We start from the raw sequence: 12,186 nt of genomic DNA, 5'->3' as shown, positions 1-12,186 counted from the left end.
CCCAAGCTCGCAGCCCGGTCCAGGCCGCCCCGCGCCCCGGGGCGGTCTGTCGGTTCAGGGATGACGCATAATTCGGGACGGAAAAATGGCTGCAATGCGTCAGTGGCGGGCGATTGCGAGCTGATAAATCGTGATCAGCACCTCGAACAGGATCAGGAAGACGATGATCAACTCCAGCCGCAGCGAGCGGCTGGTGTCGATGATATCGGTCAGCACCTGCGCGGTCTCGGCCACGACGGCGAGCTTGCGGTTCAGCGATTCCGCGCGCTCCTTCAGTTCATACTCGTCCTCGAGCCGGGCATAGAGCCGCTCGAGATGCGGCTTGTCCCAGAGGATGTCGGGCTTCTCCGACACTTCGACCGGTCCGGCCACGCGATGCCGCACCAACAGCGCGTTGCCGATGTGCTTGAGGATCGCGACGCGGCCGCCACGGACCTGGCCGCCCTTGGCGAGCTCGCGCGCCAACGGCTCGGTCGTGTCGAAGACGGCCCGAACCTCACGCTCATGCCGCGCCAGCACCACGCTCTTGGCCAGCGCTTCACCGACCAGGATCAGCCGCTCCGGCGACAGGCTTTGCAGATAGATCGGGCCGCCCGGCGGAATCTGGTCTTCCCTGTCAGCCGCAAGTTCGATGATCGCGATCTCCTCCTCGCGCCGCGTGAACAATCCGGTCATGCGCGACTGCAGGCTGCGCAGGAATTCATCCTCCTCCAGCGCGTTGAGACCGATCAGGACGACGACGCCATAGCGGAACAGGATCGCCACACCATTGTCGTTGACGCGAAACGCCAGCGGCGTCGTGGCCAGCACGTCGCCGCGCTCGAGGCCGGACGTGTTGATGCGGTCCGCGACGAAGAAGGCGCGGGCGGTGGTCCGGGGTCCGCCGAGCGGTGAGTTGGGGGCCTGGGTCATGAAGTTCCGGACTGCGAGGACTTAACGCATGATCGAGAGCAACCGCGTACCGGCCTGCTCACGAAGGTGTTCTGCTGGAGGTGACCTTATCACGGTCCGTTTTGGGATCACACGCCGGGGCAAAAGCATTTCCCGAGCGTGTTGACGGCATTTTCCGGTAGCCTATGGTGCCCCCATGAACGAGACAACCGACACGAAACCGAAGGCCGGCGCGATCATCGTGCCGGTGACGCTGTTCGAGCAGAACTGCACCATCATCTGGCACGAGCCGACCAAGAAGGCCGTGGTGATCGACCCTGGTGGGGACGTGCCGAAGATCCAGGCCGCGATCAAGCAGACCGGCGTGACGGTCGAGAAAATCTGGCTGACCCACGGCCATATCGATCATGTCGGCGGCGCCGCCGACCTACGCGATGCGCTGCAGGTCAAGATCGAGGGCCCGCATATCGCGGACAAATATCTGCTCGACAACGTGGTCTCGAGCGGCGAGCGCTTCGGCATGACCGGGGTGCGCAATTTCGGCCCGGATCGCTGGCTCGACGAGGGCGACCAGGTCTCGATCGGTGACCTCACCTTCGACATCCTGCACTGCCCCGGCCATTCACCGGGCAGCGTGGTGTTCTTCAACAAGGAGCTGCGCTTCGCCCATGTCGGCGACGTGCTGTTTGCCGGCTCGGTCGGGCGCACCGACCTGCCCGGCGGCAGCCATCCGACGCTGATCCAGTCGATCAAGGAGAAGCTGCTGCCGCTCGGCGACGATGTCGGCTTCATCTGCGGCCATGGCGCCGGATCGAGCATCGGCCAGGAGCGGATGACGAATCCGTTCCTGACCGGCGAGATGTAGCTACTTCATCAACCGTTACTTCATCAGGCCTGCGGCGGTCAGCGCCCGCGTGATGACGCCGCCGACGTCGACACCCTTGCTCCGTCGCTTGCGCGGCCGGTCGCTCTTGCGGCCGGATACAGCCTCGGGCGCTTCGGCAGGCACCGGTATCGTCATCGAGATCGTGTCGGCGCGCTCGCGCGGGATTCCGGTCGGCGCGATATGCGGCTGACGGATCTTGTCGGTCAGGCCGAAGAAGCTCGCGATGTGATACGACGAGGAGATCCCGACCTCGATCAGGAAGGCGCCCTCCACGCCATAGCGCTCGTCATTGTCGGCCAGCCCGAGCGGTGTGCCATGCGCCATGTCGGTGATGCTGAACGATTCGACCAGCGTTTCGCCGTCGACGTTCCACCAGACCTCGCGCGGATGGCCGTCGACATCCGCCTTCGACATCGCAGCCAGCGGCAGGCCGTGCACGTCGAGCCATTGCCGGACGATCGCATCGGCGTTGCCGGGATGCACGGTGCGGTCGGCGCTGCCGTGCCACACCGAAATCCGCGGCCAGGCGCCGCTATGCGTCGATGCGTTGCGGACGAGACCGCCGAGCTCGGGCGCGGACAGTGCGCTCGCATGCATCATCGCATTGAGCGCCTCGCGCAGATCGGTGGCGACGCCGAACGGCAGGCCGGCAATGACGGCGCCCGCCGCGAACACATCCGGATAGGTCGCGAGCATGACCGAGGCCATCGCGCCACCGGCGGACAGCCCCGTCACATAGATGCGCCGCGGGTCGATCTGATGCGCGCCGACCATGTGCGCGATCATCTGCCGGACCGAAGCGGCTTCACCCTGCCCGCGCGCGATATCCTGCGGATTGAACCAGTTGAAGCAGGTGTTGCCGTTGTTGATCGCCTGCTGCTCCGGCATCAGCAGCGCAAAGCCGTAATGCTTCGCCAATGTCGACCAGCCGGCGCCGAGATCATAGGACGCAGCGGTCTGGCCGCAGCCATGCAGCACCACGACGAGCGCGGGCGACCGCGCCAGCTGCGCGGGCACGAACGAGTACATCTTCAGATCGCCGGGGTTGACGCCGAATTCGGTCGTCTCGACGAGCGGCGTCGGCACGGCCGGCGCAAGCGCGCCGAGACCGTTGAACGCGTTCATCTTGGGCAGATGACGCAAAAATTCGACGTTGTTGACCAGGGACAACAGCAACTCCTGAGGTGATTTGTTCTTCCGTGTCACCCGATCAGATAATTGCTGCACTGCAAAATGAAAAGATCGTGCGCTGTCTTTCCCTGCGGAAATGTGAGAATCGGCGTTAACGCGTGATCGCACCGAGGACCGATCGAAATAGTTGCCGTAGCACCTTGTTCGAACGTGAACTTTTCGAAAATCGGCGCCAGATCCCTGCGGATTCATGCGCTCGCGCGGCGCATCCATGACAGAAATGCGGCTGAAATAATGATCGACAGCACAAACAATGCGCATGCCGCAAACAGCGCCAGACGTGCTGATGTCGCACTTTCGACGGCGAAGAACACCGCACCGATCGCGGCGACGCCGGCCGCGTTGCCGATCTGCGTCGTCGTGCCATACATCCCGGAGCCGGCGCCGGCACTCGCAGGCTTCACGCTCGAGAGCACCGCGCTCGATAGCGGCGCCATCACCAGGCCCTGACCGTAGCCGAAGATCATCAACACCAGCGCGAGCAGGAGCGCCGATGGCGATGCGATCGTCTGAATCGTCGCGACCAGCACACCGAGGCCGACGATCTGCAGCGCGCAGCCCTCGATCAGCACCAGCGTGCCGCGGTGCCTCGCGCACATGCCGCTGTGGCGCGAGGCGATCACGAAGGTCAGCGCCAGCGGCACGAACACCAGCCCGGCCTGCAATGGCGGGATCTGCAAGCCCTTCTGCATGAACATGGTCATGATCAGGTAGAAGGACAGGTTGGCAAAGAAGAAGAAAAACACCGCGACCAGGCCGCGCATGAAGGCGCGATCCGACAACAGCGACAGGTCGATCAGCGCCATGCCGCCGCGGCGCGCGACGCTGCGCTCGAGCCGCACGAAGGCCGTGATGACGGCGACGCCCACCGCCATCACCAGCCAGATCCACGCCGTCCAATTGAGATCGTGGCCGAACAGCAGTGGGCCGATCAGGCACAACAGACCCAGAAACAGCACGATCGCGCCGGGGATATCGAGCCGTGTGCCGGATCTGCGCGGCACCGTCGGCATGATCTTCAGCGCGGCTGCGATGATGATGATGCCGAACGGCACGTTGACGAAGAACACCGCGCGCCAGCCGAGGCCGGCGAGATCGAGCGTCACCAAGACGCCGCCGAGCAGGAAGCCGGCTGCGCCGGCCAGCCCCAGCACGATGCCGTAGATGCCGAACGCCCGTGCACGGGCGGCATCGGAGAACAGCAGATGCAGCGTCGCCAGCACCTGCGGCACCATCAGCGCCGCCGTCGCGCCCTGTGCCAGCCGTGCGATGATCAGCTCGGGTCCGGACTGCGCGAGACCGCACCACAGCGAGGTCACCGAGAAGCCCGCGACGCCGGCGATGAACACGTTCCTTGTGCCGTGGATGTCGCCGAGCCGGCCGCCGGTGACCACCAGCGTGGCATAGGCGATCAGATAGATCGCGATCACGGCCTCGATCTGCGCCGGCGTCGCGTGCAGCTCCGCCGCGATCGTCGGGATCGCGACGTTGACGATGAAGGCATCGACGCCGAACATGAACTGCGCGGCGACGACGATCGCAAGCACCCACCAGCGGCGGGAGGTCTCCGCGCGCGTCGAAACGATCTGGTGCATATGCTGTGGTCCTGCCCGAAATGACGTTGCGGCCGACATCAGCAGATACTGGTCATCCCATCGATTACCTCAGACGTAGGCGTTCATTCACGGGTGCGTCATCCACGGCCCGTCCTCCCATCCGCAGCACCGGCGCCAATTTGCGTTGATGCGCTGGGAAACATTCCGGAGGGCGGCAATCGTCACCGATTTGCGCAACAACCATGCGGGCGCCGCAACCCCGGAGCATTGCCTTGCCTCCGGCCACCCCGTAGGTTGGCGGAAAGCCCCCGACAACAATCATCCGGAGAGAACGACCAATGGCGCGCCTCAAGTTCGGAGCCTTCCTCGCCCCGCATCACCCGATCGGCGAGCATCCGATGCTGCAATTCCGCCGCGACCTCGATTTCGTCGAGCAGCTCGACGCGCTCGGTTACGACGAATTCTGGTGCGGCGAGCACCATTCCTCAGGCTGGGAGACGATCGCCTCGCCGGAAATGTTCCTGGCCGCCGCCGGCGAGCGCACCAAGCGCATCAAGCTCGGCACCGGCGTGATCTCGCTGCCCTATCACCACCCCTTCAACGTTGCGCAGCGCATGGTGCAGCTCGACCACATGACCGGCGGCCGCGCCATCTTCGGCTCCGGCCCGGGCGCGCTCGCCTCCGACGCCCATACGCTCGGTATCGACCCGATGACCCAGCGCGACCGCCAGGACGAGGCGATCGCGGTGATCCGCCGCCTGTTCAACGGCGAGCGCGTCACCGCCAAGACCGACTGGTTCGAGATGCACGATGCTGCGTTGCAGATCCTGCCGCTGCAGGAGGACATGCCGTTCGTGGTGGCATCGCAGATCTCGCCGTCGGGCATGACGCTCGCCGGCAAATACGGCATCGGCATCATCTCGCTCGGCTCGATGTCGACCCAGGGCCTGATGGCGCTGCCGCAGCAATGGCAGTTCGCCGAGGACGCCGCCAAGAAGGCCGGCACCACGGTGAGCCGCGCCAACTGGCGCGTGCTGCTGTCCTGGCACATCGCCGAAACGCGCGAGCAGGCGCGGCACGAGGCCGGCGCCGGGCTGCTGCGCTGGCACAACGAATATAACGTCGGCACCTTGATGCGGCCGGGCCTGACCGCGTTCGCCTCGCCGGACGAAGCCGTCGACAAGACCGCCTTCGTCGAAGGTGCTGCGTCCACCATCGGCACGCCGGATGACCTGATCAAGATGATCAAGAACCTGGTCGACGTCTCCGGCGGCGTCGGCTCGATCATCGGCTTCGCCCATGACTGGGCCAACCTCGAAAACACCCGTCGCAGCTGGGACATGGTCGCGCGTTATGTCGTGCCGGAGATCAACGGCTATATCGACGGCCTGCGCAAGTCGCGCCAGTTCGTGATCGACAACCGCGCGGTGTTCGAGCGCGCCGGCCAGGCTGTCATGGCCAAGATCATGCAGAACGACAAGGCCGCCGCCGCGCTTCAGCATACCGGCACCGGCCGCGTCGCGATCCCGGCCGTGAATGTGCCCGACCTCGCAAAGGAAGCGGCGAAGCAGAAGGTGTGATTTGTCGTCCTCGCCTAGAGGAATGGAAAGAGAGCCAGGTTGCACCACCGCTGTCGTCCCGGCGAAGGCCGGGACCCAAACGCCGCGGCGGGTGTTGTTGGTGGGGCTCGTCGTTCCAGCATCGCACAATAGCAGCATTTGAGGTTGTGGGTCCCGGCCTTCGCCGGGACGACGTTGAGTATGTGGCGCGGCCTATCAGCCAAATTCGTCGGCTGCGCATTCCGCGTCCACAGTATCTCGAACCACGTTCGTGACGATCGCGACCCGCCCCTCGATCGGGTGAGCCGTATATTTTGAACATCTGAGCTGGATCAAACGCGAAGCGGAATTTTGCACGTCGTATTAATTTGTCGCAGCCCTGACATCCCCGGGACTCTGGTCTATACGCCTTGTGACCCTGAACGAAAGTTAGACTTGCATGCCGACTGACGACATTGGAAGCGCTCACTCTATCTTCCCTTGTTGAACCGTCACGTGCTCACGCATGTAGTGCCTGTCGATTAGTTCACCGACTAGTTCGACACACCTTTTCAGCTTGCTCGCTTTTATCTCTCGAATTCGCAGGAAGTTTTTCACGGCATCAGCCTCGGCCATAGGCAGCGAACCCAGCCCAGACGCTTCGAGTTCGCAAGTCCTCGGCGAAAATCCAGACCTTGAAGCTGTCAGCCTCGTCCGAGAAAAACAATTCGATCAAGCGGCTCATCAATCAGGCGCCTCCCCTGCGTCAATCTGCTCGCCATCGTGGAGCATCGGCAATTCTACGCCACCGCCCCGATCCCCACCACATCGATGCCGTCGACACGGCCGCGGATCGGAAGCCGGCCGAGATCGCTCACCGGAAACGGCGGCGGCGCGGCGAAGCGCGCCATTGCCGCGCGCGAGGCGAGGAAGCCGCCGTCGACCTTGCGGCTCAACTCCTCCAGCCGCGCCGCGGTGTTCATGACGTCGCCGTTGAACACGATGGCCGGCTTGACGTCGCCGATCTCGCCGATGATCACGGGACCGAAATGCAAGCTGCCGCGGATCCGCGGGGCCGCGCCGAACTCGCGCTCGAATTGCGACGCCGCCTTCTGCAGCGCTGCGCGCATCGCCACGAAGCAGCGCAGCGGCCGGCAATCAATCGCCCCATGGTGCTCCGGCCAGGTCACAATGATTTCGTCGCCGACATAGTTCAGCACCTCGCCGCGATAATCCACGACAGATTCCGTGAGCAGACGAAACGTACGATCGAGAAAGCGGTGAATGCCGATGCCGCCGAGCCGTTCGGCAAGCCCGGTCGACCCCGCGATATCGACGAACAGCACGAAGCGATTCTCCTCGACCGGGGAGTGATAGCGGCCGGAGACGAAGTTCATGAAGACGCGCGGGCCGATCAGATTGGCGATGCTGAAACCCAGGTTCAGCAGCACCGAGACCGCGGCGGAATAGGCGATGCTGACGCCAAAATCCGCGATCGAGGTTTGCAGCGGAAACCCGGCAACCCGTTCGCCGACCTGGAGCAATTGTATGACGATGATGATGACAGCGTAGATCGTGCTGCGTACAGCGAGAAGCCCGACGAAGGACAAGCGATTCAGCCGTTCCATCATCGGGCCCTGAAGGATGAAAAGTTCGACCACTCCGATCGCCACGCATGTCACGAAGGCATAAGCGAATCCTGCAACCAGCGGCCCTAGCGTATGACGGCCTTGCACGAGATTGATTCCGATGCTCGCCACCGCGCCCGCGACAATGACGGCAACGAGATAGCGCAGCCGGCGTTCAAGCTTCGCGTTCATGCGAAACACGGCCAACAGCAGATCGCAATTGCGTATGCCATCGTGTGCTCTCCCCATGTCATTGCGAGGAGCGAAGCGACGAAGCAATCCATTTCCCGGCCAGCGGAACGATGGATTGCTTCGTCGCTTCGCTCGCAATGACGGATGCGACTACCCTGCTCCCTGATCGAACGCCTTGCGCAGCGCGACGTAGCCCGCCTGCTGCTGGCTCCAGTTGCGGCCGCCGGTCATGGCGCCGTCGACGACGAGGTCATGGCCGTTGATGAAGCTCGATTCGTCGCTCGCCAGGAACACCGCGGCATGCGCGATGTCGTCGGGCAGGCCCGCGCGCGGGATCGGCTGCGCCGCCTTGAAGACCTCGCGCATCACAGCCGGGGTCTGCTCGGCGGCTTCGGTCGACAACCCCAGTGCCTTGCCGAAAATGCCGGTGGCGATCGCGCCGGGCGAGATCGAGTTGACGCGGATGCCGGACTCGCCGAGCTCCATCGCCACGCATTTGGTGAAATGAATCACCGCGGCCTTCGCGGCGCCGTAGACCATCGACGACGAGAAGCCGGCAAGCCGGCCGGCGATGCTGCCATTGTTGATGATGCTGCCGGAGCCCTGTTGGCGCATGATGGGCGCAACAAGCTTCATGCCGAGCATGACGCTGCGTACCAGGGTTGCCATCGCGGCGTCGAACCGCTCGACGTCGAGGCCCTCGATGCCGCCGGTCTGCGCCGGGCCGCCGGCGTTGTTGAACAGGCAGTCGATCCGACCGAATTTTTCCGCCGCAAGCGCGATCAGCGCCTGCATCTGCTCCTCGACCGTGACGTCGGTCTGGCGAAAGATGCAGTTGCCGCCGAGCCGGCGCGCCAGTGCCTCGCCCTCCGGCGCGCGGCGCCCGGCGATCACGATCCTCGCGCCCTCCGCGACAAAGATCTCGGCCGTGCGTAACCCGATGCCGCTGGTCGCCCCGGTAATCACCGCGACCTTGCCGTCCAGCCGTCCCATGCCGATCCCCCTTGACGTTTGATGTTGCGGATATTCCCCAGCAGCTCCTGACAACGCAAGCGCAGGTGCGGTTAACGGCCGGCGAGGTCCGCCTGTGGCCAGAAGGCCACAACTGCGGTTTTTCGGTCGCAGCGGCCTTATTTTGGGTCGCCTGTTCACGTGAACTGGAGCGACCGATGGCGAGATGGATCGACGATTTCAGGGCGAGTTGGCGGGGCGATGCGCAGCCGTCGTTGCTGCTTGCGGTTGCGTTCGCCGTGTTCTGTCTCGTTTTGGCCACGGCCGCGCGCTTCGGGCTCGCCCAGATCAGGCCGGACGTGTTCTTCACGCCCTATTTCCCGGCGGTATTCTTCGCGACCGCCCTTGGCGGCTTCCGGATCGGGATCGCCACCGCGCTGGCCAGCGGCCTGCTCGGCGTCCTGCTCAATTTCAGCGGCGCGCACGCCGACCCGGCGCGCTTTGCGCTGCTGATGATCTTCTGGGTGGTGTGCGGCATCGCGATCTGGGGGGTGGAGCACTACCGTTCCCTGGTCGCGCAGCAGCGCGAGGTTTCCAAGCGGCTGATCGAGGAGGAACAGTACCGCAAGATCGTGGTCGATGAATTGCAGCACCGGCTGAAGAACAAGTCCTCGACCATTCATGCGGTGCTGCATCAGGCGCTGCAGGACCGGCCCGACGTCTGGCAGCGCATTGACCATCGCATCCGCGCGCTCGCGGCAACCGACGATCTGATCGCGCGGGTCGACGGCTATGGCTGCGATATCAAGGATTTGCTGCGCTCCGAGCTCGGGCCCTACGGCCATGTGCGGTTCAATCTCAATGGCGAGCAATTATTCCTGCCCGCCAAGCTCGCCGTCTCGCTGGCGCTGATCTTCCATGAGCTCGCAACCAACGCCGGAAAATACGGCGCGTTCTCCTCGCCGCGCGGATTTCTGCAGGTGTCATGGACGGTGGACGATGGGCGTCTCAACGTGATCTGGGACGAAACCGAGGGACCGGTGGTCGAGGTCATCGGCGAAGCCGGCTTCGGCACCAAACTGTTGAAGTCGGCGCTGCGGCCGTTCGACGGCAAGACCGAGATCAGTTACCTGAAGACCGGTGTTCACTGCATCATGCAGTGCAATCTGCCCAACTGTTGATAAGTCTGCTTTTCGGTACACGCGCTTTATTTGCGCGTGTCAATGCAACCGCGCGCGCCGCAATCGCTTTCACCGGCGACCGATGCCGCCATTGATACTCTGTTAATGACGATTGCCGCGACGGCTTGCGAAAGCAGCCCGGGTCTCTTTCTGTCACGGCATTTCGCAAGTCCGCTTAACCAAAACTACAACGGACTTTGCCAAGGTCGGTGCATGCATAGTTTCACCAAAAACGATTTTCAGGCGGCCACGGCAGCGACCGGGCAAGACGACATTTCCAGCAATGAATTGCACATCTTGCGCGATCTTCTCCAGCTGCTGCCGGCCGGGGTCACCGTCCAGGACGAGCAGGGCCAATTCATCCTGGTGAACGAAGCGGCAGCGAGCCAGTTGCAGTTGGCCGCCGGCGCGAGCGAGCCATCGCCGGTCGACGAACGCCACGCCGCCAATTTGGAGCTGTTGCGCAGCGGCCGTCCGGTGGTGCTCGAGGAAGTCCTCGCCTGCGGCGCATCCAAATATGTGTTCCTCACCGCGCACCGGCCGGTCCAGATCGCCGGGCGCAATCTCCTGATTTCGACCTCGACCGACATCAGCGAGCAGAAGGCGTTCGAGGACCAGCTGTTCCGCTCGGCCTATTACGATGAACTGACCGGCCTGCCGACCCGGCGGGTGATCGAGCATCGCGTCAGCGGCCTGATCCGCGACTCCGCGGAGAGCCATTTCGCGCTGGCCTTCCTCGATGTCGACAACTTCAAGCACATCAACGACTATTACGGCCACGCGATCGGCGATGCGCTACTGGTCGAACTGTCCAAGCGGCTCGGCCACGCGCTGCGCGAGACCGATATCCTGTCACGGATCTCCGGCGACGAATTCCTGCTGCTGTTGAACCCGATCAGCGGCAATGAAGAGGTCGCGGAATTCATCCACGTCATGCAGGAACGGCTGAAGGCGCCGTTCTTCATCGAGGACTCCGAGATCTTCGCCTCGACCTCGATCGGCGTCAGCCTCCACCCCATGCATGGCAGGAGCTACGAGGCGCTGCGCCAGAACGCCGACATCGCGATGTACCGCGTCAAGAACAACGGCAAGGGCGCGACCGCGTTCTTCGACAACAGCATGGAGCGCGAGGCGCTGGCGCGGATGAAGATCGAGCAGTCGCTGCGGCTGGCGATCCTGGAAAAGCGCTTCTGCTGCGCATTCCAGCCCAAGGTCGATATCCGCACCCAGGAGATCAAGGGCATCGAGGCGCTGGTCCGGCTGCGCGACGACGAGGGCGTGATCCAGGCGCCGGGCACCTTCATCAACCTCGCCGTGGAGCTCGGCCTGATCGACGAGCTGACGTTTCTGGTGCTGGCGGAGATCGTCAAGTCAATCGACCTGATCAACGACACGTTCGGCCCCACGGCGACGATCAGCATCAATGTCGCCGCCAAGCAGGCCTCCAACGTCGAGTTCATGCGCCGCTTCGCGCACGCGATCGAGGAGACCGGCTTCCCGAAACGCTTCATGATCGAGGTAACCGAGGACGCGTTTGTGACCCGGTCGCATTTCCAGGACCAGATCCTGCCGATCCTGCGCGGCATCGGCGTCGGCATCTCGATCGACGATTTCGGCATCGGCTATTCGTCGCTGTCGGCGCTCGCCGACATCACCGCCGACGAGATCAAGATCGATCGCTCGTTCATCACCGACATCCATAAGCGGCCGCGCAGCCAGGGCATCCTGCGCGCGATCGAATCGCTGAGCGAAGCGCTCGGCATGACCGTGATCGCCGAGGGCATCGAATCCTACGAGGAGCTCACCTATCTGCAGGCGGCGACCAAGATCCGCTACGCTCAGGGCTTTTACTTCGCCAAGCCGATCTTCCTCGAGGACCTGAAGCCCGCGACGCCGGTCGCCAGCGAGACCCGCGCCAGCATGGCGTCGCGCCCGGCCCAGGAAGGCCGGCAGAGCTACTCGCGCGCCAGCGGTTTCAGGCGGTAAAGACCACTTCGTTTCAAGCAGGCGATGGCTGGTTGTCGCTTCACCTCGCCCCGCCTGCGGGGAGAGGTCGGAACACATCGTCAGATGCGTTCCGGGTGAGGGGGTACAAGTCTCACCTCGGTCGGAACTCGCGGAGACAGCCCCTCACCCCGGCCCTCTCCCCGTAAGAACGGGGCGAGGGAGAAG

Annotated in this window: 9 protein-coding genes; 4 read left to right on the top strand and 5 right to left on the bottom strand. The window is 63.8% G+C overall.

From position 1 onward, the window contains the following. Positions 1–99: 99 nt before the first annotated feature. The gene (locus AAFG13_RS28110) at positions 100–912 is read right to left on the bottom strand and encodes an RMD1 family protein (protein WP_092120381.1); all 813 of its coding nucleotides are present in this window, start codon (positions 910–912) and stop codon (positions 100–102) included. Positions 913–1,087: 175 nt separating this feature from the next. On the opposite strand from AAFG13_RS28110, the gene AAFG13_RS28105 reads away from it, so the two are divergent. Further along, entirely contained in the window at positions 1,088–1,756 is a 669-nt protein-coding gene (locus tag AAFG13_RS28105; protein ID WP_342708844.1) for an MBL fold metallo-hydrolase, read from the top strand. 15 nt (positions 1,757–1,771) lie between these two features. On the opposite strand, the gene AAFG13_RS28100 is transcribed toward AAFG13_RS28105, so the two are convergent. After that, complete coding sequence (locus tag AAFG13_RS28100) at positions 1,772–2,947, bottom strand: PHB depolymerase family esterase (RefSeq protein WP_212312106.1); 1,176 nt, start codon at positions 2,945–2,947, stop codon at positions 1,772–1,774. A gap of 209 nt (positions 2,948–3,156) precedes the next feature. Then, positions 3,157–4,563 (bottom strand): MFS transporter, encoded by a 1,407-nt coding sequence (locus tag AAFG13_RS28095; protein WP_342708843.1) that lies wholly within the window; start codon positions 4,561–4,563, stop codon positions 3,157–3,159. 299 nt (positions 4,564–4,862) lie between these two features. Here AAFG13_RS28095 and AAFG13_RS28090 point away from each other — a divergent pair, with 299 nt between their 5' ends. After that, on the top strand, positions 4,863–6,104 hold the full coding sequence (locus AAFG13_RS28090; protein ID WP_342708842.1) for an LLM class flavin-dependent oxidoreductase: 1,242 nt from the start codon (positions 4,863–4,865) through the stop codon (positions 6,102–6,104). 758 nt (positions 6,105–6,862) lie between these two features. On the opposite strand, the gene AAFG13_RS28085 is transcribed toward AAFG13_RS28090, so the two are convergent. Then, positions 6,863–7,882, bottom strand: a complete 1,020-nt coding sequence (locus AAFG13_RS28085) for an adenylate/guanylate cyclase domain-containing protein (protein WP_212312118.1) — start codon at positions 7,880–7,882, stop codon at positions 6,863–6,865. A gap of 150 nt (positions 7,883–8,032) precedes the next feature. Beyond that, the gene (locus AAFG13_RS28080) at positions 8,033–8,875 is read right to left on the bottom strand and encodes an SDR family oxidoreductase (RefSeq protein WP_342708841.1); all 843 of its coding nucleotides are present in this window, start codon (positions 8,873–8,875) and stop codon (positions 8,033–8,035) included. Between the two features lie 176 nt (positions 8,876–9,051). On the opposite strand from AAFG13_RS28080, the gene AAFG13_RS28075 reads away from it, so the two are divergent. After that, entirely contained in the window at positions 9,052–10,014 is a 963-nt protein-coding gene (locus AAFG13_RS28075) for an HWE histidine kinase domain-containing protein (RefSeq protein WP_092120417.1), read from the top strand. 213 nt (positions 10,015–10,227) lie between these two features. Then, positions 10,228–12,000, top strand: coding sequence for an EAL domain-containing protein (locus AAFG13_RS28070; protein WP_342708840.1), 1,773 nt, complete (start codon positions 10,228–10,230; stop codon positions 11,998–12,000). Positions 12,001–12,186: the final 186 nt, after the last annotated feature.

The sequence above is a fragment of the Bradyrhizobium sp. B124 genome (assembly GCF_038967635.1).
Lineage (GTDB): Bacteria > Pseudomonadota > Alphaproteobacteria > Rhizobiales > Xanthobacteraceae > Bradyrhizobium.
This window is presented reverse-complemented; position numbering and strand designations above follow the sequence as displayed.